Raw genomic sequence first — 21,928 nt, 5'->3', positions numbered from 1 at the left:
GCGCGATACACTTCAACCATAATAGTCCACGGAAGGGAAAGTCATGACCGAACCTGCCGAACTCGTGTCCGAGATCGAAGCGCTGGAAATTAAACTGCAAGAGGCCAAGGCCTCGATCACCCGTCGCTTTATCGGACAGGAAAGGGTCGTGGACCTGACGCTGACCGCGCTGTTGTGCGGTGGGCACGCCCTGCTGATCGGCCTGCCTGGGCTTGGCAAGACGCGGCTGGTTGAAACGCTGTCGACCGTGATGGGTCTGCACGGTAACCGCATCCAGTTCACACCCGACCTGATGCCCGCCGATATTCTGGGGTCCGAGGTTCTGGACACAGCCGAGGATGGCAGCCGCCACTTTCGCTTTATTTCCGGTCCGATCTTCTGTCAGCTGCTGATGGCGGACGAAATCAACCGGGCCAGCCCCCGGACTCAGTCAGCGCTGTTGCAGGCGATGCAGGAACGCACTGTGACTGTGGCTGGCGAAGACCGCGATCTGGGTGAACCATTCCATGTATTGGCGACGCAAAACCCGATCGAGCAAGAGGGTACTTATCCACTGCCCGAGGCGCAGCTGGACCGTTTCTTGGTTCGAATTGACGTGGATTATCCCGATCGCCAGACCGAGCGCGATATTCTTCTGGCCACGACTGGCGTGGAAGAGGACGAAGCGCACGAGATTTTCAGCAAGGAAGAGCTGTTGGCCGCTCAGACCCTGTTGCGCCGTATGCCGGTCGGGGACTCTGTTGTGGAACTGATCCTCGATCTTGTCCGCGCCTTCCGCCCCGAAGAGGCGGGTGTTTCCGAACGGGTGGCTGAAACCGTCGCCTGGGGCCCCGGTCCCCGTGCGGCGCAGGCACTCATGATGACGGTGCGCGCCCGGGCGATGCTGCAGGGGCGTTTGGCCCCAAATTCCGAGGATGTGCTGGACATGGCGCGTCCGGTGCTCAGCCACCGGATGGCGTTGAACTTTGCGGCGCGGGCGCGCGGTGACAGTTTGGCTGACCTAATCGACTCTACTGCCGCCGGTCTTGTCCGCACCGAGGCTGCGGCGTGAATGCGGCGCTGACCCTTCGAGAAAGATCTGAGGCCGAGGCGTCCCGGCTGCCGCCGTTGTTGGCACGGGCTGAGCAATTGGCCGGAACCGTTCTGCTGGGCGACCACGGCCGCCGCCGCTCGGGGCTTGGTGATGACTTCTGGCAATATCGCCCTGCTCAGATCGGTGACAGCCGCCGTATGATCGACCATCGGCGCTCTGCCCGGGGGGATCAGCAATTTGTTCGCGAACGTGAGTGGCAGATTGCGCAATCGGTGATGCTGTGGGTCGATCAGGGCGCGTCGATGCGGTTTTCGTCCGACAAGAACCTGTCCACTAAGGCCGACCGCGCCCGCCTGCTGGGGCTGGCAACCGCGATCCTGCTAGTACGCGGGGGTGAGCGCGTCGGCCTGACCGGCACGACCCTGCCGCCACGGCGCGGCAACGCTCAGATCATCCGACTGGCCGAAGCGTGGTCCGAAGACGCCGAAAACGATTATGCGCCACCAGAACACCGCGCCATGATCCCGCATGCCCGCGCTGTTTTCATTTCCGATTTCCTTGGTCCACTGGATGAGGTTGAACTGGCCCTCACCAAAGCCGCCGACCGTGGGGTGCGAGGCTTGGTGCTGCAGGTTCTTGATCCCGGAGAAGAGACCTTTCCCTATCGCGGTCGTACGATCTTTGAAAGCGTCGGCGGTTCCGTTCGCCATGAAACCCTAAAGGCCGGAGATCTGCGTGAGCGGTATCTGGAACGGCTTGCCAAGCGTAAGGATGCGCTGACACGGCTGTGCCGTGCGACGGGGTGGCAACTGGGGCTGCATCACACCAATGACAGTGCGCAAGCAGCTTTGTTGTGGCTCTATCGTGCGCTCGATGGGGGTACGGGATGACGATTCTGGCGGGCATTGGCTTTACCGCACCGTGGGTGTTGATGGGTCTTTTGACCCTGCCGATCCTGTGGCTGATCTTGCGTGCCGTGCCACCCGCGCCGATCCGTCGGTTGTTCCCGGCCGTGACACTTCTGCTGGGGTTGAGGGATGACGAAAGCGTTTCTGACCGCACCCCATGGTGGCTGCTGTTGCTGCGCATGCTGGCGGCCGCGGCGATTATCATTGGATTGGCCGGACCGGTCCTGAACCCCTCGCGCGATCAGGCAGGCTCGGGTCCGTTGCTGCTGGTGCTGGATGCCAGCTGGGCCGGGGCGACCCGCTGGTCAACGACGCTGGATCAGATCGATGTGCAGCTGACCGAGGCCGGGCGCGCGGGTCGTACCGTGGCCATCCTGCGCCTGACCGAACCTGAAGCCCCCGTTTTCCAAGCCGCCGAAGCATGGCGCGGCCGTTTACCCGGGCTGACCCCGACACCGTGGCAACCGACCCGGGCGCAAGTCGAAATGGCGCTGGCTGCCATGGATCAGGTGGACGGAGGGTTTGATACCCATTGGTTCAGCGACCGCCTGACCTACGAGGGGCATGAGGCGATTTTGGCTGCCCTGCGCGCGCGCGGTGATGTGACAGTCTATCAGGCCCCGTCGCCTGCGGTTGCGATTCTGCCTGCTACATATCAGGACGGGGTTATTCAATTGTCCGCGCAACGGGCGGAACCCGGTCCTGCAGATCGCATCACGATTCTGGCTCAGGGGCGTGACCCCGCCGGTGCAATGCGTGTTCTGCAATCGGCCGAGATGGAGTTTGCCAGCGGTGAGACACAGACGCAGGTAGAACTGTCGCTGCCTTCCGAACTGCGCGCGCGCATCACCCGGTTCGAGATTCAGGGTGAGCGTTCGGCAGGGGCCGTCACGCTGACCGACGATAGCTTGCGGCGGCGCGAAGTCGCCCTGATTGCCGGATCGCTGAACCGCGAAGGGTTAGAGCTGTTGTCGCCTTTGCATTACCTGACTCAAGTTCTGACCCCTACGGCGGACTTCGTCGATGGCGGATTGCTGGAAGTCCTGCCCGCCAATCCCGATGTGATCGTGCTGGCCGATGTGGCGAAACTGGCCGGGTCCGAACAAGCGGCGCTGGTCGAATGGGTGGAACAGGGCGGTTTGCTGCTGCGCTTTGCCGGTCCGCGGATGGCGGCCAGCGATCTTGGCCGGGATGCCGAGGACACCCTTTTGCCGGTGCGCCTGCGCAGCGGCGGACGCTCGGTCGGTGGCGCGATGAGCTGGGGCGAAGCCAAAGGGCTGGCACCTTTCCCGGAGAACTCGCCCTTCTACGGACTTCAGGTGCCGGAAGATGTCACAGTGACCACGCAAGTCATGGCGCAACCAGACCCTAATTTGGCGGACCGGGTGATTGCCTCACTTTCGGATGGTACGCCGTTGGTGACCCGCAAAGCGTTGGGTTTGGGGCAGGTGGTACTGTTCCATGTCACGGCGGATGCGGAATGGTCCAGCCTTCCCTTGTCTGGGCTTTTTGTTGAAATGCTGGACCGGCTGGCGGTTTCGTCAGCGGCGAAATCACGGCAGGAGTCACAGTTGCAAGGCACCACGTGGGAACCGATCCAAGTTATGGATGGCTTTGGTGTTCTGTTTGATGCCGGAAATCTACCGGGCGTCGATGGTGTTGAACTTGTGACCGGTCAGATCGGTCCCGATCTGCGACCCGGCCTTTACGAAAGCGGCAAACAGAAATTGGCACGCAATGTTCTGACCGATGAAACGGTTCTCAGCCCAGTTGTCTGGCCGTCGGATGTTCCGATAAAGGGCCAGGAGGTCAGCACCGAAACACCCATTGGGGGTATCCTGCTGAGCCTTGCATTGTTGTTACTGACGATCGACGTCATCGCCTCGCTGGCGTTGTCCGGTCGCCTGGGTCTTGCCAGGGCGGCGGCTGTCGCACTGGGGGCGATTTTGCTGGTGCCCGAAGTACAGGCGCAAACGCCCGAAGGTACAGATTTCGCGTTGAGCGCCACACAGGAACTGGTTCTGGCGCATGTTCTGACGAGTGATCAACAGGTTGACGATATTGCGGCTGCAGGAATGCGGGGATTGGCTCAGACGTTGTTTTTCCGAACGTCGGTAGAACCTGCTGAACCCATTGGCGTGGATCTGGAACGGGACGAGTTGGCGTTTTTCCCGTTGCTTTATTGGCCGATCTCACCTGACCAGCCGCAACCGTCGGCTGAGGCTTATACCAAGCTCAACGCTTACCTGCGTTCGGGCGGAATGATTCTGTTCGACACGCGAGACGCGGATGTAGCCCGCTTCGGGGCCTCCAGCCCGAATGGGCGCAAGTTGCAACAGATTGCGGCTCCGCTGAATATCCCTTCGTTAGAGCCTGTCCCGCGTGACCATGTCCTGACCCGTGCCTTCTACCTGCTGCAGGATTTTCCGGGTCGCTACGCGGGCACCGAAGTGTGGGTCGAGGCCGCACCCATGGATGCCGAACAGATCGAAGGCATGCCGTTCCGCAACCTCAATGATAACGTGACGCCAGTGGTGATCGGCGGCAATGACTGGGGTGCGGCCTGGGCCATTGATCGCAACGGTCAGGCACTGCTGCCGGTTGGCCGCGGGTATGCAGGTGAGCGGCAGCGTGAGCTTGCAAACCGCTTTGGTGTCAATCTGGTGATGCATGTGCTGACCGGGAACTACAAATCAGATCAGGTGCACGTGCCTGCCTTGCTGGACAGGTTGGGACAATGACAGGAACCGTCATCTTCGATCCGCTGATCCCTTGGCCCATTCTCGCCATCGTAGTGGCGATTGCTGTCGCTGGGGTTGTTCTGGCCCTGTGGCGCGGTCTGTCTGGCTGGGCTTTGCGCGGTTTGGCGGCGCTGGTTGTGATCGCTGCGCTGTCAGGTCCGGTCTATCAGGTCGAGGATCGCGCGCCGCTGACCGATATCGTTCTGATGATCGAGGATGAAAGCGCCAGTCAGACCCTTTCGGACCGGGCGGATCAGACTGCACAGGCCACAAAGGAATTGGCGGCCGCGATTGAATCCCGTGACAATACGGAACTGCGCCGCATTCGCGTAGGCGACGGAGACGGGGACGAAGGCACCCAAGTCATGGCGGCGCTGAACGAAGCGTTGGCCGAAGAACCACGCGCGCGGATCGCGGGCATTTTGGTGGTGTCGGACGGCATCGTGCATGATGCCGATCAGGCCCCCGACCTGCCCGCGCCCATGCATCTTTTGCAGACAGGGCGCAAAACGGATTGGGATCGCCGTCTGATCGTCCGCAATGCGCCTGCCTTTGCCATTATTGATGAACCCGTTACCTTGACTCTAAGGGTTGAGGATAGCGGTGCAGCACCCACTGGGGCCTCGACCGCGCCGCTCGAAATTTCGGTCGACGGGGCCGAAGCCGAACAATTCACGATTCCCATTGGTGTTGATGTCGAGCTGCCGATCACGCTGCCCCATGGCGGGCGCAACGTGATTCAGTTCACCGTGCCAGAGGCTGAGGGCGAACTGACCGATCGCAACAACACGGCGCTGATCCAGATGAACGGAGTCCGCGACCGGCTGCGCGTGTTGCTGGTGTCCGGAGAGCCGCATCCGGGCGGGCGAACATGGCGCAACCTGCTGAAATCCGACAGTTCTGTGGATCTGGTGCATTTCACCATTCTGCGCCCCCCTGAAAAGCAGGACGGGGTGCCGGTGGATGAGCTTTCGCTGATCGCCTTCCCGACGCGCGAGCTGTTTCTGGAAAAGATCAACGATTTCGACCTGATCATCTTTGACCGCTACAAGCGGCGCGGCATCCTGCCTGCGATCTATCTGGACAATGTCACCAACTATATCAACGAGGGTGGTGCCGTTCTTGTTGCCGCCGGACCGGATTTCGCCAGCGCCGACAGTATCTTCCGCTCACCCCTGGCACCGATCCTACCCGCGCAACCCACTGCGCGGGTGATCGAGGAGCGCTATGTGCCGATGGTCACCGACCTGGGGCATCGCCATCCGGTCACGACCGACCTGGGCGACTCGGATAATTGGGGTGCTTGGCTGCGCCAGATCGACGTCAATCACCGCACGGGTGAGGTGTTGATGACGGGCGTGGATGACCGGCCCCTGTTGGTGCTCAACCGTGTTGGCGAAGGGCGCGTAGCGCTGCTGGCCTCGGACCATGCCTGGTTGTGGAGCCGGGGATTCGAAGGCGGCGGACCGCAGCTGGAATTACTGCGCAGGTTGGCGCATTGGATGATGAAAGAGCCGGAGCTTGAGGAAGAGGCTCTGTGGGCTGAGGCCAATGGTCAGGTGATGCGCATCATCCGTCAAACGCTGGGGGATGAGGTCGGGCCGGTAACCATAACTCGTCCGAACGGCGAAACGGTCGAGATTACCCTCGATGAGGTCTCTCCAGGGCGGTTCGAAGCACAGTATTTCGGGCCGGAAATTGGCCTCTACCGCCTGCAGGAAGGGGAACAATCCACCGTCATCGGGCTGGGCCCTGCTGCCCCCAAGGAATTCGAACGCACGATCGCAACGGCCGAGGTACTGGAACCTGTGACGGCAGAATTGCGCGGCGGTACGGTACGTTTGGAGGAGGGTTTGCCGTCGATCCGCAACGTACGTGCCGGGCGTCCCGCATCAGGGCGCGGATGGATCGGTCTGACCCCGCGCAACGCCTATGAAACACGTGACGTGACGCAGGCCGGGCTATTGCCACCTTGGCTTGTATTGCTGCTGGCGGGCGGGTTCCTTTTGGCGGGCTGGCTGCGCGAGGGGCGGTGACAGGTCAGTCAAACACCACGCTGACCGTGGGATTGCCGGGCAAGCCGTCGTAGGACACTGATGCCCCGCCTTTACCCTTTACAGGCGGGAATAACGGCCCGAATGATCCGACGGAAATCAAGTCCCCCGGTTGAAATTCAATCCCTTTGGACATCAGCCAAAGGGCGGCATTGGCCGGATGCCCCAGTACCGCTGTGCCCGGTACCTGCGCCAGAATCTCGTCATCTGCGGCACGGAGGGTGACAGTCATATCAGCCAAGGCCTGCACCATAGCTGCCGGATCGGACACAGGGATTTCTACACCCAAAACGCCCAGTTTCGGAGCAACGCTAATTGCTGTCAGTGTGACCGGGGTGATCGGTTCACCCTCGGCAAAGGTCAGGTCAGGTAGTTCGATAAACGGGCGGATGGCTGAGACGCCTTGCAGCACCTCCTCTGGCGATGTGGCCTGATTGATATCCGCGTCGCCCACAACCAGCACCAGATCGGCCTCAAACACCGGTCGCGCACCCCAGTCTGATGGAACGGTCGCGCCGTCATCCAGCATCATGTCGCGGAACAAAACGCCCTGCACCGGTTCCGACGCGCCAAACCTTTCTTGTGCCGGCGCGCTGGTCAGACCGGCCTTGTAGCCGATGACCGGCCCTAAATGTGGCTCTAATGCGTACACTATTCGCGCTTTCGTACACAGTGCATCGTTCATTGTGCCATCAGGCGAAAGGGCAGATGTAGGCGTAGCTGAGAGGTAATCCGCGACGAACCGATCGATCTGACCATCCGTTGCGCAGCCCGCCGCCACAGGATGAGCAAATACGCCACAGGCCAACAACGCGCCGAAGAAACACCGAATATCACACCTCCGTTTTGGCAAGAGTGGCATGAGGTTCGATCATTGGGCAACGGCTTAAACAGTTCTTCACTCTCTGCCCGGATGCTGGACGCAGATTGTCCCGGAAACACCAAAGATGAGTCTTGCAGGAAAACTGTCACAGGAACGGCGCGCACGTCTGGCGGCCGAGCGGTTGTTGGAAATGAAACAGGCAGAGCTGTCGGCTGCAAACCGCAAACTGGGCCTGCATGCGATGGCATTGACCAAGCGGATCGGTGAAACCCAGGCCGAGGTTGAAACGGTTCGGGGTGAGAATGAAAAGGTCAAATCCGATCTGACGGTCGCCAACGCCAAAATCGAGGTGGCCGAGCGTCGCCTGTGGCATTCAATCCAAACCATTCAGGATGGATTCGCGTTCTTTGACGAGGAAAGTCGCCTGATTGGGGCAAACGCGGCTTACTTAAGCGTCTTTGACGGGCTGGAAGAGGTTGCGCCGGGTGTGACCTATCCGAGGATTTTGGAGATCCTGACGACCGAGGGGCTGATTGATCTTGGGTCCGAGCCGACGCCCGGCTGGCGCGATAGAATGCTGCAGAGATGGGCGATGCCGCACCCCCAGCCCGAGGTTATCCGGCTGTGGAACGGCCATTATATCAAGCTGATCGACCAGCGCGGTCATGGTGGCGATGTGGTGAGCCTGGCCCTAAACATCTCCGCATCCGTGCGGCATGAGGCCGAATTGACCGCTGCTCGTGAACGGGCCGAGGCAGCAAACCGCGCCAAATCGGCCTTTCTGGCCAATATGAGCCATGAAATTCGAACCCCGATGAACGGTATCGTGGGCATGACCGAATTGCTGACCGAAACACCTTTGGATGAAGAACAACGGCTGTATTTGAACACCATCCGCAATTCGGGCGAAGCGCTTTTGGTGATTATCAACGACGTCCTGGACTATTCCAAGATCGAGGCGGACAAGCTGACCCTGCACCCGGAACAGTTCGACTTTGAACGCTGCATTCTTGAAGTCGCGATGCTGCTGCAACCCAGCGTGCGCGATAAAGGTCTGACGCTATTGGTGGATTACGATCTGTTCCTGCCCACATTGTTTGTCGGCGATCCGGGGCGGGTCCGGCAGGTTTTGACCAATCTCGTCGGCAATGCAGTCAAGTTCACGTCCGAGGGCCATGTCCTGATCCGTGTCACCGGTGTGCCGAACCCGGATACCCAATCCTGCGACGTGCATGTTGCAATCGAAGATACCGGCATCGGCATCGACGAAGACAAGATCGGGCACATTTTTGGTGAATTCAATCAGGTCGAAGACGAACGGAACAGGGCCTTTGAGGGGACCGGTCTGGGCCTTGCCATTACCAAGCGACTGATCACATTAATGGGCGGTGCTATCTGGGTGGATAGCGAGCCGGGGCAGGGGTCCTGCTTTGGCTTTCGTGTCTCACTGCCGACCGCTGAAGGCCCGCAACCTGCCCCGCCCGATCTTGACGGGCGCCTGCGCCATGTGATGATCGTCGAGGATTTGGCCGCCAACTGCGCGATCCTGTCCAAACAGCTAGGGCGGCTGGGGGTTCAGGGCACCGTTTGCACGTCGGGGCGAGAGGCGCTGACGGCGCTGGACGACAGTGTGGACCTTCTGCTGTGCGATCATGACCTGCCCGACATGGACGGGCTTGAGCTGGCTGTCCTGCTGAAAGACAGGGGGTGGGGCGCTCTGCCGATTGTCGTGATGTCGGCCAATCCCGGTGTCATTCACGCCCACCCCGCGCGCCACCTGATCGAAGGCGTTTTACAAAAGCCGATCCCCAGGGCTGAGCTATACGCGCGCCTGAAAGCGCTTGGCCACCCACAGGGCGTTGAGTCGCTTTCGGAGACCGCACCGATCAATCAGGCACCTAACCAACCCGCATGTGAAGGAACGCAGCGTATCATGCGTGTTCTGGCGGCCGAAGATAACCGGACCAATCAACTGATCCTTAAGAAGATGGTCAAAGATCTGAACATCGACCTCCGCTTTGCCGGCAACGGGATCGAAGCGGTGCAGGCGTATCAGGAGTTTGACCCAGACCTTATCTTTATGGATATCTCGATGCCTAAAATGGACGGCAAACAGGCCACAGCCGAAATCCGGCGCCGTGAGATTGAGACTGGCCGTCATGTTCCTATTGTCGCCCTTACGGCTCATGCGATGGCTGGTGACGATCAGGGAATCTTATCTGCCGGGCTGGATCACTACCTGACCAAACCGCTGCAAAAGCAGACGATTCACCAGATGGTTCTGACCCATAGGCCGGATGATTGTTGCCCGGTTGTTGCAGAGGAAATCCGGGCTGACTAGATTGAACACATGTCTGAAGATCGTGGATTTCAGCCCCGCGCGCTGGGTGAGATTGCCATCCGCTGCGCGGATATGGCCGCCATGGTCGCGTTTTATGAAAACGTGATCGGATTAAAGCGTCTCAGCGGTGACCACAACAGCGCGATCACCTTTTTCCAGATTGCGCCCGGATATGGTGGCCATACGCAGGTCCTGGCCCTGTTTCACCACACCGCCGCCCCGCGACCATGGCTGCATCCTACCGGATCGCAAAAACCGGTGACGGGTGGAGCGTCGTCTCTGCATCACATCGCTTTGTCGCTGCCATTCGACGAACAAGACGCTGTGATGCGATGGTATGACCACCTTGGCCAGCCCTACCGCGTCGAGCAGTTCGGATGGATCGGCTGGCGCGGCATCTTCACCGAAGACCCCGAAGGCAATACGGTCGAACTGGTCGCTTATGACCCATCTATGTTGGATCAGGCCTGATAGGGGCGCACGAAGACTGGTTTGTTTTCTTCTGACAAATCGGGGCGGTATTCATAACCACCTGAGTCAAAGTCCAGCAGTCCTTTGGGGGCGTCCAGCCTGTGCTGAATGACATACCGTGCCATCGCACCGCGCGCTTTTTTGGCAAAAAAGCTCACGATCTTAGGCGTGCCTGCTTTGTCTTCCATGAAAACAGGGGTGATAACGCGCAGCTTCAGTGCTTTAAGGTCTACTGCGCCGAAATATTCCTGGCTGGCGCAGTTCACCAGGACTTCTGATCCAACCTCAGCACCTTGCGCATTAAGCGCTTTGCTCAGTTGATCGCGCCAGTACTCATACAGGTTCTTTCCGCGGCGGGTTTTAAGCTTGCTGCCCATCTCAAGCCGATAGGCCTGAATGGAATCCAGCGGGCGCAGCACACCGTAAAGACCGGACAGAATGCGAAGATGATCCTGCGCCCAGGCCATCTCCTCGGCATCCAGCGACGCAGCTTCGAGCCCCTGATAGGTGTCGCCCGCAAAGGCCAGCGCGGCGGGGCGTGTCACATCCTCCTCGGGCGCGTCTGAGAATGCGCGATACCGGTCGCGGTTCAGGCGCGCGAGATCATCGCTTAGATCCATCAGTTTTTTCAGATCACCCAACGTCAGATTGCGGGCGGTTTTCGACAGGCGAATGGCATCGTCCTGAAAGTCTGGCTGCGTGACTTCGACATCCCGTTCTGCCCAGTCCAGCCGCTTGGCCGGGGAAATAACTACCAGCATATCCGCTCTCTTTCCTTGCCTGTTCTGGGCCGTATCTAGTCCGTCTGTCGCAGCACGTCCAGAAAGGCCGCTCCAAACCTTTCGTGACGGCGGTCACCCAGAACATGTTCGATCGCGCGCGGGTCACCTGACCGCAACTGTGCGACCTTGGCCAGTTGCGAGGCCGAGCAAGTTAGCGGCTTGTCGATCCCCTCCGGACCGCGTGACAGCTGCGACTGCACTTCAAGCAACTGATCATAGATATCGCCCTGATCGCGGCCAGCCAATTTGCGGCGCGCGGGATGAACGGCTTCAACCTCACCGGTGACGACTTCAAGAAACGTGTCACCATAACGTTCCAGCTTTTTCGCGCCGACCCCGCCAATTCGGGCCATATCGTCCAGCGACAGGGGGCGTTTCTCAGCCATTTCGATTAGCGTGCGGTCAGGGAAGATGACATAGGCCGGTACCCGCGCGGCTTCGGCCAAAGCGCGCCGTTTGGCTTTCAAGGCCGATAGCAGCGGCGCGTCTTCTTCGGACACCATCATTTTGACCGCCGGGCGGCGTCCGGCCTTGCGCAATGTGTCCTTGCGCAGGTTGATCCGGGCCTCACCCTTCAGGATGGGCTTGGCAGCCTCGGTCATTTGCAGTGCGCCGTGGCGTTCGGGGTCCGGGCGGACCAGATCATGCCCCATCATCTGCCGGAAGATGGCCTGCCATTGCGGGCGCGACCACTCTTTGCCGATCCCATAGGTCGACAGTTGGTCATGACGTCGCGCGCGGATCTTGTCGGTTTCATTGCCCAGCAGGATGTCGATCAGGTGGCCGGCGCCGAACCATTCCTCGGTGCGCAGGATTGCAGACAAGGCCATGCGGACGGGCGTGGTCCCATCGAACACTTCGGGCGGGGTGTCACACAGATCGCACTTGCCGCAAGGTTCGGCCTGTTCACCGAAGTAGCCCAACAGAGTCTGACGGCGGCATACCAATGCTTCGGCCAGACCCAATAGAGAATTCAGGCGTGCATGGTCGGCCATGCGACGTTCTGGCGGGGCCAACCCTTCGTCGATTTGCGAGCGGCGCAGGCGAATATCGTCGGGGCCAAACAGGGTCAGCGTTTCGGCAGGGCCACCGTCACGGCCGGCACGGCCGATTTCCTGATAATAGGCCTCGATGGATTTGGGCAGGTCGGCATGGGCGACCCATCGAATGTCGGGCTTGTCGATGCCCATGCCAAAAGCCACGGTGGCAACCACGATCAACCCGTCTTCGCGGGCAAAGCGGGTTTCGACGATACGGCGATCCTCGGCCTCCATTCCGCCATGATAGTGGCAGGCAGAGTGACCTTCCGCGCGTAAGGCTTGCGCGAGCACCTCGGTTTTGTTGCGCGTGCCGCAATAGACGATGCCAGATTGCCCTTTTCGGGCACTGGCAAAGTCGAGGATCTGTTTGCGGGGGCCATCCTTGGCCCCAAAGGCAAGGTGGATATTGGGTCGGTCGAACCCGCGCAGAAACTTGTTGGGGGGCGTGCCGTCGAACAGTTTTTCGACAATCTCGTCCTGCGTTTCGGCATCCGCGGTGGCGGTGAAGGCGGCCAAAGGAACGCCCAACGCGCGCCGCAGCTCACCGATCCGCAGGTAATCGGGGCGGAAATCATGGCCCCACTGGCTGACGCAATGGGCTTCATCCACGGCAATCAAACTGACGTTGATCCGGCGCAGCATCCCCAGCGCCGATCCTGCCGCCAGACGTTCGGGGGCCATGTAAAGCAGCTTGAGCCGCCCGTCCTCCAGCGCTTCCCACACGGCATCTGTTTCTTCGGGCGTGTTGCCCGAGGTCAGAGCACCTGCTTCAACGCCGGCCTCTTGCAGCCCGCGAACCTGATCGCGCATCAGGGCGATCAGCGGGGAAATCACCACCGTCACGCCATCCCGCATCAACGCAGGTAGTTGGAAACAAAGGGATTTACCGCCACCCGTCGGCATGATCGCCAGCACGTTTTCACCTGCGGTCACGGCATCGACGATCTCTTCCTGCCCGGGGCGGAAGTCGTCGAATCCAAAGACATCTCGCAGCATCGGTGCGGCGTCGAACATGTGCGGGGTTGCCCTGTTTTAAGGTTTATCTGCTCTTAAGACAGGACAATCACATACTAAGATTCGGTGAACAAGAGGGATCAGCCTCAGCTCAGGGCCAGAAAGAGTTCCGGCAGGACGTAGCTTCGCAGTGAAATGATGATGATCAACACGACCAGAGGCGTCAGATCGATGCCGCCAAGATCGGGCAGCACTTTGCGAATAGGGCGATAAATCGGCTCCAGAATCCGATTCAACCCGTACCAAATCTGGGCAACGAATTGCTGGTGAAGGTTCAGAACCTGAAAGTTGATCAGCCAGCTCATTATGACCTGAATCAAGACGAACCAATAGGCGATGCTCAATACCAAGTCGATCGGGCCGAAAATTGCCATCATTTTCGTATTCTCCAAGTCACGTTTCGCGAGAGGTAGTAGCTAGCGCGGCAAAGAGCAAGTGTGCGCTAACAGAACCCTTGCGAAATAGGCCAAAGACCCGTCTTATGAAAACAACGATAAACAGGGGCAGTCATGGCAGAAATTTCCAAGCGCAAGCGCATTTGGGGTTGGTGGTTTTTCGACTGGGCCAGTCAACCGTATCATACATTGCTGGTTACCTTTGTCTTTGGTCCCTACTTCGCCGGAGTTGCGGCAGAGTATTATCTGACGTCTGGTCTGGATGCTGATGCGGCCGATGCGCGGGCGCAGACGGTGTGGGCGAATTGCATGACCATCATTGGGTTGATCATCGCCTTTGGCGCACCGTTGATGGGGGCCATGGCGGATGTTTCGGGTCGTCGAATGCCATGGATTTTCGCGTTTTCGGTGATGTATGCGGTGGGGTCCGCCGCGCTTTGGTACACGATGCCCGACGGGTCGAATATGTGGCTGATGTTGTCGGCCTTTGGTCTGGGCTTTGTTGGCGCGGAATACGCTCTGATCTTCATCAATTCGCAGCTGCCCGATTTGGGGGACGAAAATGAGGTTGGTGAGATTTCGGGGTCAGGATTTGCCTTTGGCTATTTTGGTGGGCTGATCTCACTTGCGATCATGCTGGCGCTGTTCGTCGAGCAGGCCAACGGCAAGACCCTGATCGGGATGGATCCGCTGTTTGGGCTGGATGCCTCAATGCAGCAGGGCACACGTTTCGTGGGGCCATTCACGGCGGTTTGGTTCGTTCTGTTCATGATCCCCTACTTCCTTTGGGTCCGGGATGATGCGCCGACCGACAAAAAAGGCAATGTGGGCGACGCCCTGCGCCTTCTGGTCAAGTCGATTTCCAATCTGCGCCACCGGGTCAGCCTGGCCACCTACCTTGGATCATCCATGTTCTATCGTGACGCGTTGAACGGGCTTTACACCTTTGGCGGTGTTTATGCGCGACTGGTGCTGGAATGGGACCTGATCAAGATCGGTGTCTTTGGTATCGTCAGCGTTCTGGCTGCGGCTGCGTTTTCGTGGGTCGGCGGTAAGCTGGACAAGAAATACGGCCCTAAACCAGTGATTTTGGTGGCTATCTGGGTGCTGATCTTTGTTTGCATCACCATCGTGTCGATGGACCGCACACAGATCTTTGGCATGTCTTTACCCGAAGGATCCGGCCTGCCTGATCTGGTGTTCTTTGGCTGCGGGGTTCTGATCGGCGGCATGGGCGGTATTCTGCAATCCGCCAGCCGTTCGATGATGGTGCGTCACACCGACCCCAAGGCCCCGGTCGAAAGCTTTGGGCTTTATGGTTTGTCGGGGCGTGCCACAGCCTTTGCCGCCCCCTTGCTGATCGGAATAGCCACAACTGTAACCGGCAGTGCAAGACTGGGGGTGTCACCCATCGTTCTGTTGTTTATTCTGGGGTTAATACTGATGCGCTGGGTGAAACCGGAAGGGGATCAGAGCAGATGATTTTATTACGTTTTTTGACGATACTGGCCGCGATATTTCTGACGAACACTGCTACGGCGCAGCCTCTGGCAAAGCAGTTGTTTGGGGCGCAGAAAGCAAGTTCGCAGCAAAAATCCGCAGCCTTCGGCAGTTATTCGCGTGGATGCGCTGCAGGGTCGGTGCAATTGCCCGAAACGGGACCGACATGGCAGGCGATGCGGCTGTCACGCAATCGAAATTGGGGGCATCCTGAGGCGATTGATTATGTGCAGGACCTTAGCAAGTTCGCGGCAAAGCAGCCCGGATGGAACGGGCTATATGTCGGCGATATCAGCCAGCCGCGCGGTGGGCCGATGACATCCGGGCACCGCAGCCATCAGCTGGGTCTGGACATCGATATCTGGATGCTGCCCGGCGACAACATGCGCTTAAGCCGCAAGGCGCGTGAGAATATCTCGTCGATTTCCCTGCGCCGGTCGAATGGCGCGTTTGTCAACGGAAACTGGACGAAACAACACCATGCCGTGCTGCGCCAAGCCGCAAAGGACAAGCGAGTTGCGCGAATTTTCGTCTTTCCCGGTGCCAAGGCGGAAATGTGCAAAAACGAGAAGGGTAATCGTGCCTATTTGCGCAAGATCAGGCCCTGGTGGGGACATCATTATCATTTCCATGTCCGTCTGAAATGCCCACGCGGCTCTAAAGGTTGCGTTAATCAGGATCCTCCGCCAAAAGGGGATGGCTGTGCCGAGGCGCAACAATGGGTGAACAATATCCTTAACCCACCCCCACCCGACCCAAATGCCCCAGCGCCCAAGAAACGGCGTGAATTTCGATTGGCCGATCTTCCTCAGCAATGCACACAAGTTCTGCAATCCAACTGATCGTCGCGGTATTACTGGCCGGAGCGGCTTGGGCAGTTGATCTCAAGACACCCAACCACCTTGGTAGTTTTACATGGCGTCACACGGCCGAGTGGTTTGGCGGGATTTCTGCCATCCACATCTCGGATGATGGCCGCCATTTGATTGGAATGACCGATCGTTCGACACTGATTGCCGCACGGGTCGAGCGTAATGATGACGAAATTTCTGACATTCAGATCACTGAAAATTGGCCTCTCATTTCCAGCAGAGGACGCCCTCTGATAGGTGGGGCCGGGGATTCTGAAGGCATAGCCATTGCCCCCGATGGCGGCTTGTACGTCTCGTTCGAAAACACGCACCGGGTGGCCTATTACCTAGCGCCAGGGACCAAAGCCCAGGTTTTGCCGCGGCCCAAGGCGTTTGATGGCTTTGAGCTCAACGGCTCGCTCGAGGCGTTGGCCATTGATCAACGCGGTCACCTTTTCACAATGCCCGAGGAAAACCGAACAGCGACGGGTGATATCCCTGTCTATCGGTGGGACGGTCAGGCGTGGTCGACGCCTTTCGTTTTGCCGCAACGGGGGGACTTTCTGCCAGTTGCAGCAGATTTCGGACCGGATGGCAGGCTTTACGTTTTGGAACGGGATGTCGGTTGGATCGGGTTCCGTTCGCGTCTGCGGCGATGGGAGTTGGACGGTGACACCCCAAGCGCCGAAGAGGTTCTTTTCCAAACTGGGACCGGTGCACATGACAACCTCGAGGGTTTGTCTGTCTGGCGCGACGACGAGGGCCGTTTGCGGGCCACTATGGTGTCAGATGATAATTTTCTGGCGCTTCAGCGTACTGAACTGGTCGAGTATGCTCTGCCCGATTGACACGTCCAAAGCAAAGGTCTAGAAGCGCGGCTTGCCTTGGGACTGTCCCTTGGCCAAGTCGCCGCTACCTTGTCAAAACGGGCATCTGAAAATGCAACGCGCTTATATACCCGGCATTATTGCCATGGCTGCCATTGTTGTGGCCTCGAATTTTCTGGTTCAGTTCCTGATCTTTGACGGGCTGCTTACCTGGGGTGCTTTCACCTATCCGCTGGCCTTTCTGGTCACCGACATCATGAACCGCGTCTATGGCGTGGCGACCGCCCGCAAAGTCGTGTTTGCCGGGTTTATCACCGGTATCATCTGCTCGCTGATCGGCAGCCAGATCATGCTGCAAGGTGACGGTTTCACTTATGCCGCTGTGCCGCTGCGAATCGCCGTTGCGTCCGGGACCGCTTTCCTGCTCGCGCAGCTTACGGACGTCACCGTGTTCAACTCATTGCGTGGCGGCCGTTGGTGGCGCGCGCCGCTGGTCTCGACCCTGATCGGATCGGCGTTGGACACCACTTTGTTCTTCACCATCGCATTCTCGGCTTCGATTACTCTCTTTGGTGCCGACGCCGACGCCGCAATCAGCTGGGCGTGGGAGCCTGTACCCTTCATGCTGACCGGTCCGATGGCGCCCCTGTGGGTAACGCTGGCCTTTGCGGATTGGCTGGTGAAATTGTCGCTGGCGATGATCGCGCTGATCCCGTTCAAGGTGATCGTGGCGCGACTGACCGCTCAGCCGGCGTAAAAAAAACGTTTTGAGTTTCGTGCAACTCGTGGCACGATTCCAGCAACCGAAACAGTTTGAAAGGAGGTGATCCAATGTCGAGAAAGGGATTGGAGAGAGGTGTTGGAACAACCGGGGGGATCGCCTGTTAAGGCAGCCCTTGGCGGAGCGCTCGCTCCGGCTGGTCGATTGATCTAACCGACCCAACCTCCTGAGCTTTCGAAGGGCCGTCCCATGCGGGGCGGCCCTTTTTGTTTTCGGATCAGGCCTGTAAGGTCAGCCTCATGTTGCGCATCACCGACGATATCACCCTGCAAGACTGGGAAATGACCGAGAGCTTTGTTCGCTCATCCGGTCCCGGCGGGCAGAACGTGAACAAGGTATCCACCGCCGTCGAATTGCGGTTCGAGGCGGCGCGCTCACCTTCTTTGCCTGACCCCGTCAAATCGCGGCTCAAGCGACTGGCGGGGCGACGCTGGACCAAAGAGGGCGCGATCATCATTCAATGCGACGAAACCCGCAGCCAGGCGCGCAACCGCGAAATAGCGCGCAACCGGCTGGCCGACTTGATCACCCGCGCTATGGTTAAACCCAAGCGCCGTATCGCCACCAAACCCACCTACGGTTCGGTCAAGCGACGTCTGGCTTCCAAAAAGGCACGCTCAGACGTCAAAGCCCTGCGCGGTAAGATACCCGAAGATTGATCTGGTATCTTTACGGCGCATCGCTACTCTGATTTTGCGCAGCTGCAAAAGGACAAGATCATGAGGTTAGAGGGTAAAACCGCAATCGTGACCGGTAGCGCATCAGGTTTTGGTGCCGGGATCGCTCGCAAGTTCTTGTCCGAGGGCGCCCGCGTCATGATCGCCGATATCAACGGTGATGCAGCCGAGGTTCAGGCCAATCAATTGGGCCCGAACGCCTTTGCACATCAGGTCGATTTGGCCAACGGCGCATCGGTTGAGGCGATGGCAGACGCAGCCTTTGATCGACTGGGGCATCTCGATATTCTAGTCAACAACGCCGGCGTCACCCACCTTCCCACCCCGCTGGAGGATGTGAGCGAAGAGGATTTCGACCGCGTTTTCAACGTGAACATGAAATCTGTCTATTTAACGGCCCGTGCATTGGTTCCGCATATGAAATCGCGTGGTACTGGCGCGATCCTGAACGTGGCCTCGACGGCGGGGCTGTCGCCGCGTCCGAATCTCAACTGGTACAACGCCTCCAAGGGGTGGATGATCACCGCGACCAAGACTATGGCGGTCGAACTGGCCCCATCGGGTGTCCGGGTAAACGCCATCTGCCCGGTTGCAGGGGAAACGCCCTTGCTCAAGTCTTTCATGGGCGAGGATACGCCCGAGGTTCGCGCCAAGTTCCTATCGACCATCCCATTGGGTCGTTTCTCGACACCCGAGGATATGGCCAACGCCGCCTGTTTCTTATGTTCCGACGAGGCCAGCATGATCACCGGCACAGCTTTGGAGGTCGACGGTGGCCGCTGCATCTGATCCGCTCTTCATCTGGCAAGAAATATCCCCGCCGGATGCAGCGCGCCTGCGCGCTCTTCTGCTCCAGCATCTAAAAATGCAATGACCTCCGGACCCAGAAACCTGATCACTGATGTTCCCGGCCTTTTGGTTGGAAACGCTCAGGATGACGCGCTCAAATCCGGCGCAACCGTTCTGACGGCACCCAATCCCTTTACGGCCTCCGTTCACGTGATGGGCGGTGCGCCGGGCACGCGGGAAACCGACCTGCTTGCGCCTGACAAAACCGTGTCGCGCGTAGATGCCATCGTTCTGTCCGGTGGTTCGGCCTTTGGTCTGGACGCCTGTTCCGGGGTAGCTGACGCGCTAAGGGCGCAACACCGCGGGTTTGAGGTTGGCAATGTCGTGGTCCCTATCGTTCCGGGGGCGATCCTGTTTGACCTGCTTAACGGTGGCGACAAAGCCTGGGCCGAGAACCCCTATCGCGCGCTGGGGCGTCACGCATTCGATGGAGCGTCCGATCAGTTCGATCTGGGTACTGCTGGCGCAGGGACTGGTGCCTTGGCTGCCATGCAAAAGGGTGGGCTCGGATCCGCCTCGTTTGTGATGGAAAACGGGGTCACGGTTGGCGCATTGGTTGCCGCCAATCCGCTCGGCAGTGTCACCACGCCGGGTGAACGTCATTTCTGGGCCGCTCCGTTTGAAATCGGCGACGAATTCGGAGGATTAGGGCCTGATTCCAACACGGGTCTTGGTCGTGTCTTGACCAGTCGCAAGGCCAAAGCAATGCGACCCGCCCAGCCGGACAAGGCCAACACCACCATCGCAATTGTTGCCACTGACGCGGCGCTGTCCAAGCCGCAATGCCATAGGTTGGCGGTGGCTGCCCATGACGGGATCGCACGGGCGATTGTTCCCGCGCACACACCAGGCGATGGCGATCTGGTGTTCGGCGTCAGCACAGGCAATCACGACCTTCCAGAGGCTGAACTGGGGCTTCTTGGTCATGTGGCTTCGATCTGTCTGTCGCGGGCCATCGCGCGGGCCGTATTTCTTGCCTCGCCAGCGGCGGGGGATCTTTTACCCTGTTGGTCTGGCTTACATGACTTAAGTTAAGGACGGCCTATATGCCGCAGTGGCACAGTGCCCTCGCGCGGCAATCTGCGCGTTGACTCTTTTTTGCGCCGACGGTCCATTCGGTGCAGCCAATTCGTATCGGAGCAAAAGCTATGAATCGCATTCTCGCGACCGCAATCGTCGGCCTTCTGGCCCTTCCCGCATATGCCGAAGGTGACGCCGAAGCCGGAAAGAAGACTTTTAACAAGTGCAAATCCTGTCACCAGATTGCCGATCCTGAGGGTGAAGTCATCGTAAAGGGAGGTAAAACCGGTCCGAACCTGTATGGGATTGCAGGCCGGACCGCAGGCACCGTTGAAGAGTTCAAATATGGTGACAGCATCGTTGCCGCTGGTGAAAACGGTTTGGTCTGGGACGAAACGACATTCGTTGAATACGCAAAGGACCCTAAGGCGTTTCTGAAAGACTATCTGGGTGAAACTTCGGCCAAATCCAAGATGACCTTCAAGCTGAAGAAGGGTGCCGAGGATGTTTACGCCTATATCGTAAGTGTTTCTGGCGAATAAAACCGCAGACCAAACACCGTTTGAGGTTACAAAAGGCCGCAGCCCCTGCGGCCTTTCGTGCGCTTGATAACCGCGTTGAACAGCGCCAATTTGAAAGCGCGCGGTATTTCATGCATTGCACGCATAAATTCGCAGAGCCAAGCCGACCCGGTGGCAGCCAATTTCGAATTTCCGGCCCTTCGGGTGGATCGGCAGCAGGAGACGACAGATGGGAATCATGATCCCGGCCTGGGTTGATGGCGAGTTGACCCCAGTGGACAAGCTTGAGGCGCATGAAAAAGGCCTGCGGCACAAGGCGGTGTCTGTCTTTGTCGTGCGTGGGACCGAAATTTTGATGCAGCGTCGGGCTTTGGGCAAATATCATACCCCTGGCCTTTGGGCGAATACCTGCTGCACCCACCCCGACTGGGGTGAGACACCGTCTGTCTGCGCGGTGCGCCGGCTGCGCGAGGAATTGGGAATTACCGGACTTTACCCGGAATACCGTCACCGGCTGGAGTATCACGCCGATGTCGGCAACAATATGATCGAGCACGAAGTGGTCGACATCTTTCTGGCCCATGTGCGCGGCCCGCTGAAGATTGAGCCCAACCCGGAAGAGGTCATGGAAATTCGCTGGGTCGATTACCACGATCTTCTGGCCGAAGTGCAGCGCTATCCCGAGCGATTTACACCGTGGCTCAAGATCTATTTGCACAATCACGCCGACACTATTTTCGGACCTGATCTGATTATCTCCGCCACCTCCTGACGGCTACGCCTTGCAAGGGCCGCCCAAGCCGCATAGATCAACGCGTCATGGCTAAGCAAAAGACAGACCCGAATTACAAAGTCATCGCCGAAAACCGGCGCGCCCGCTTCGATTACGCAATCGAGGACGATCTTGAGTGCGGCATCATGCTGGAAGGGTCCGAGGTCAAATCTCTGCGCGTAGGTGGGACGAACATCGCCGAAAGCTATGCCTCGGTCGATGATGGCGAGCTGTGGCTGGTCAACAGCTATATCGCCCCCTACGAGCAGGCTAAATCGTTCAAGCACGAGGAACGCCGCCGGCGCAAACTGCTGGTGTCACGCAAGGAATTGTCGAACCTGTGGAACGCGACCCAGCGCAAAGGCATGACACTGGTGCCGCTGGTTCTGTATTTCAACCACAAGGGCAAGGCCAAGATCAAGATCGGTATCGCCAAGGGTAAGAAGAACCATGACAAGCGCGAAACCCAAGCCAAGCGTGACTGGTCACGTCAAAAGCAGCGGTTGATGAAGGATCATAGCTGATCCT

General features: G+C 58.9%; 20 protein-coding genes. 16 read left to right on the top strand and 4 right to left on the bottom strand.

Annotated elements, in window-relative coordinates:
• Nucleotides 1-43 precede the first annotated feature (43 nt).
• From AC2FJE_RS04950 to AC2FJE_RS04935, 4 genes are read left to right on the top strand one after another with little or no spacing between them, the layout of a single operon-like run.
• Nucleotides 44-1,051, top strand: a complete 1,008-nt coding sequence (locus AC2FJE_RS04950; protein ID WP_496755407.1) for an AAA family ATPase — start codon at nt 44-46, stop codon at nt 1,049-1,051.
• On the top strand, nt 1,048-1,923 hold the full coding sequence (locus AC2FJE_RS04945) for a DUF58 domain-containing protein (RefSeq protein WP_496755406.1): 876 nt from the start codon (nt 1,048-1,050) through the stop codon (nt 1,921-1,923). The genes AC2FJE_RS04950 and AC2FJE_RS04945 overlap by 4 nt, the downstream gene beginning before the upstream one ends.
• Entirely contained in the window at nt 1,920-4,682 is a 2,763-nt protein-coding gene (locus AC2FJE_RS04940; RefSeq protein ID WP_496760707.1) for a DUF4159 domain-containing protein, read from the top strand. Before AC2FJE_RS04945 ends, AC2FJE_RS04940 begins: the two co-directional genes overlap by 4 nt.
• Entirely contained in the window at nt 4,679-6,718 is a 2,040-nt protein-coding gene (locus AC2FJE_RS04935; RefSeq protein ID WP_496755404.1) for a hypothetical protein, read from the top strand. Before AC2FJE_RS04940 ends, AC2FJE_RS04935 begins: the two co-directional genes overlap by 4 nt.
• Before the next feature lie 4 nt (nt 6,719-6,722).
• Here the strand turns inward: AC2FJE_RS04935 and AC2FJE_RS04930 are convergent, their stop codons facing one another.
• Nucleotides 6,723-7,598 (bottom strand): 2-keto-4-pentenoate hydratase, encoded by an 876-nt coding sequence (locus AC2FJE_RS04930; protein ID WP_496760706.1) that lies wholly within the window; start codon nt 7,596-7,598, stop codon nt 6,723-6,725.
• A gap of 85 nt (nt 7,599-7,683) precedes the next feature.
• On the opposite strand from AC2FJE_RS04930, the gene AC2FJE_RS04925 reads away from it, so the two are divergent.
• On the top strand, nt 7,684-9,900 hold the full coding sequence (locus AC2FJE_RS04925; protein ID WP_496760705.1) for a response regulator: 2,217 nt from the start codon (nt 7,684-7,686) through the stop codon (nt 9,898-9,900).
• A gap of 9 nt (nt 9,901-9,909) precedes the next feature.
• The gene (locus AC2FJE_RS04920; RefSeq protein ID WP_496755401.1) at nt 9,910-10,371 is read left to right on the top strand and encodes a VOC family protein; all 462 of its coding nucleotides are present in this window, start codon (nt 9,910-9,912) and stop codon (nt 10,369-10,371) included.
• Here the strand turns inward: AC2FJE_RS04920 and yaaA are convergent.
• From yaaA to AC2FJE_RS04905, 3 genes are all read right to left on the bottom strand, one after another.
• Complete coding sequence (yaaA, locus tag AC2FJE_RS04915) at nt 10,362-11,132, bottom strand: peroxide stress protein YaaA (RefSeq protein ID WP_496755400.1); 771 nt, start codon at nt 11,130-11,132, stop codon at nt 10,362-10,364. The two genes, AC2FJE_RS04920 and yaaA, sit on opposite strands and share 10 nt — an antisense overlap.
• A 35-nt stretch (nt 11,133-11,167) precedes the next feature.
• Entirely contained in the window at nt 11,168-13,207 is a 2,040-nt protein-coding gene (gene recQ, locus AC2FJE_RS04910; protein ID WP_496760704.1) for a DNA helicase RecQ, read from the bottom strand.
• An 86-nt stretch (nt 13,208-13,293) separates the two neighbouring features.
• On the bottom strand, nt 13,294-13,584 hold the full coding sequence (locus tag AC2FJE_RS04905) for a YggT family protein (protein WP_108860000.1): 291 nt from the start codon (nt 13,582-13,584) through the stop codon (nt 13,294-13,296).
• A gap of 132 nt (nt 13,585-13,716) precedes the next feature.
• On the opposite strand from AC2FJE_RS04905, the gene AC2FJE_RS04900 reads away from it, so the two are divergent.
• The 10 genes from AC2FJE_RS04900 (at nt 13,717) to smpB (ending at nt 21,924) form a co-directional block, all read left to right on the top strand.
• Nucleotides 13,717-15,084, top strand: a complete 1,368-nt coding sequence (locus AC2FJE_RS04900) for an MFS transporter (protein WP_282170140.1) — start codon at nt 13,717-13,719, stop codon at nt 15,082-15,084.
• Nucleotides 15,081-15,944 (top strand): penicillin-insensitive murein endopeptidase, encoded by an 864-nt coding sequence (mepA, locus tag AC2FJE_RS04895; RefSeq protein ID WP_496755398.1) that lies wholly within the window; start codon nt 15,081-15,083, stop codon nt 15,942-15,944. The genes AC2FJE_RS04900 and mepA overlap by 4 nt, the downstream gene beginning before the upstream one ends.
• Nucleotides 15,917-16,801 (top strand): esterase-like activity of phytase family protein, encoded by an 885-nt coding sequence (locus AC2FJE_RS04890; protein ID WP_496755397.1) that lies wholly within the window; start codon nt 15,917-15,919, stop codon nt 16,799-16,801. The genes mepA and AC2FJE_RS04890 overlap by 28 nt, the downstream gene beginning before the upstream one ends.
• Nucleotides 16,802-16,892: 91 nt before the next feature.
• A complete protein-coding gene (locus AC2FJE_RS04885; protein ID WP_058279096.1) occupies nt 16,893-17,537 on the top strand; it encodes a queuosine precursor transporter in 645 nt (214 codons plus the stop codon).
• A 263-nt stretch (nt 17,538-17,800) separates the two neighbouring features.
• Nucleotides 17,801-18,220 carry an alternative ribosome rescue aminoacyl-tRNA hydrolase ArfB gene (arfB, locus tag AC2FJE_RS04880; protein WP_282170143.1) on the top strand — a complete coding sequence of 140 codons (420 nt, stop codon included), beginning with the start codon at nt 17,801-17,803 and terminating at the stop codon, nt 18,218-18,220.
• 60 nt (nt 18,221-18,280) lie between these two features.
• Nucleotides 18,281-19,027, top strand: a complete 747-nt coding sequence (locus AC2FJE_RS04875) for an SDR family oxidoreductase (RefSeq protein ID WP_109313665.1) — start codon at nt 18,281-18,283, stop codon at nt 19,025-19,027.
• Between the two features lie 81 nt (nt 19,028-19,108).
• Nucleotides 19,109-20,122 (top strand): P1 family peptidase, encoded by a 1,014-nt coding sequence (locus AC2FJE_RS04870; protein WP_496755396.1) that lies wholly within the window; start codon nt 19,109-19,111, stop codon nt 20,120-20,122.
• 113 nt (nt 20,123-20,235) lie between these two features.
• Nucleotides 20,236-20,649 carry a c-type cytochrome gene (locus tag AC2FJE_RS04865; RefSeq protein WP_058272885.1) on the top strand — a complete coding sequence of 138 codons (414 nt, stop codon included), beginning with the start codon at nt 20,236-20,238 and terminating at the stop codon, nt 20,647-20,649.
• A 208-nt stretch (nt 20,650-20,857) separates the two neighbouring features.
• Nucleotides 20,858-21,400: an isopentenyl-diphosphate Delta-isomerase gene (gene idi / locus AC2FJE_RS04860; protein ID WP_058272886.1), complete on the top strand. Its 543-nt coding sequence runs from the start codon at nt 20,858-20,860 to the stop codon at nt 21,398-21,400.
• A gap of 47 nt (nt 21,401-21,447) precedes the next feature.
• Entirely contained in the window at nt 21,448-21,924 is a 477-nt protein-coding gene (gene smpB, locus AC2FJE_RS04855) for an SsrA-binding protein SmpB (protein ID WP_058272887.1), read from the top strand.
• The last annotated feature ends 4 nt before the right edge of the window (nt 21,925-21,928 follow it).

It is taken from the genome of Ruegeria sp. CDSC002, from assembly GCF_059610905.1.
Note: the sequence above shows the minus strand (reverse complement) of the source record. Positions and strands in the feature narration are given on the sequence as shown.

What these genes read in the sequence shown, in the direction of transcription:
- AC2FJE_RS04935 (WP_496755404.1), top strand. Translation starts at nt 4,679, where the DNA reads ATGACAGGAACCGTCATCTTCGATCCGCTGATCCCTTGGCCCATTCTC.
- idi (WP_058272886.1), top strand. Translation starts at nt 20,858, where the DNA reads ATGGGAATCATGATCCCGGCCTGGGTTGATGGCGAGTTGACCCCAGTG.
- AC2FJE_RS04870 (WP_496755396.1), top strand. Translation starts at nt 19,109, where the DNA reads ATGACCTCCGGACCCAGAAACCTGATCACTGATGTTCCCGGCCTTTTG.
- AC2FJE_RS04890 (WP_496755397.1), top strand. Translation starts at nt 15,917, where the DNA reads ATGCACACAAGTTCTGCAATCCAACTGATCGTCGCGGTATTACTGGCC.
- AC2FJE_RS04940 (WP_496760707.1), top strand. Translation starts at nt 1,920, where the DNA reads ATGACGATTCTGGCGGGCATTGGCTTTACCGCACCGTGGGTGTTGATG.
- arfB (WP_282170143.1), top strand. Translation starts at nt 17,801, where the DNA reads ATGTTGCGCATCACCGACGATATCACCCTGCAAGACTGGGAAATGACC.
- AC2FJE_RS04925 (WP_496760705.1), top strand. Translation starts at nt 7,684, where the DNA reads ATGAGTCTTGCAGGAAAACTGTCACAGGAACGGCGCGCACGTCTGGCG.
- AC2FJE_RS04885 (WP_058279096.1), top strand. Translation starts at nt 16,893, where the DNA reads ATGCAACGCGCTTATATACCCGGCATTATTGCCATGGCTGCCATTGTT.
- AC2FJE_RS04920 (WP_496755401.1), top strand. Translation starts at nt 9,910, where the DNA reads ATGTCTGAAGATCGTGGATTTCAGCCCCGCGCGCTGGGTGAGATTGCC.
- AC2FJE_RS04865 (WP_058272885.1), top strand. Translation starts at nt 20,236, where the DNA reads ATGAATCGCATTCTCGCGACCGCAATCGTCGGCCTTCTGGCCCTTCCC.
- mepA (WP_496755398.1), top strand. Translation starts at nt 15,081, where the DNA reads ATGATTTTATTACGTTTTTTGACGATACTGGCCGCGATATTTCTGACG.
- AC2FJE_RS04950 (WP_496755407.1), top strand. Translation starts at nt 44, where the DNA reads ATGACCGAACCTGCCGAACTCGTGTCCGAGATCGAAGCGCTGGAAATT.
- smpB (WP_058272887.1), top strand. Translation starts at nt 21,448, where the DNA reads ATGGCTAAGCAAAAGACAGACCCGAATTACAAAGTCATCGCCGAAAAC.
- yaaA (WP_496755400.1), bottom strand. Translation starts at nt 11,132, where the DNA reads ATGCTGGTAGTTATTTCCCCGGCCAAGCGGCTGGACTGGGCAGAACGG.
- AC2FJE_RS04930 (WP_496760706.1), bottom strand. Translation starts at nt 7,598, where the DNA reads ATGCCACTCTTGCCAAAACGGAGGTGTGATATTCGGTGTTTCTTCGGC.
- AC2FJE_RS04900 (WP_282170140.1), top strand. Translation starts at nt 13,717, where the DNA reads ATGGCAGAAATTTCCAAGCGCAAGCGCATTTGGGGTTGGTGGTTTTTC.
- AC2FJE_RS04905 (WP_108860000.1), bottom strand. Translation starts at nt 13,584, where the DNA reads ATGATGGCAATTTTCGGCCCGATCGACTTGGTATTGAGCATCGCCTAT.
- AC2FJE_RS04875 (WP_109313665.1), top strand. Translation starts at nt 18,281, where the DNA reads ATGAGGTTAGAGGGTAAAACCGCAATCGTGACCGGTAGCGCATCAGGT.
- recQ (WP_496760704.1), bottom strand. Translation starts at nt 13,207, where the DNA reads ATGTTCGACGCCGCACCGATGCTGCGAGATGTCTTTGGATTCGACGAC.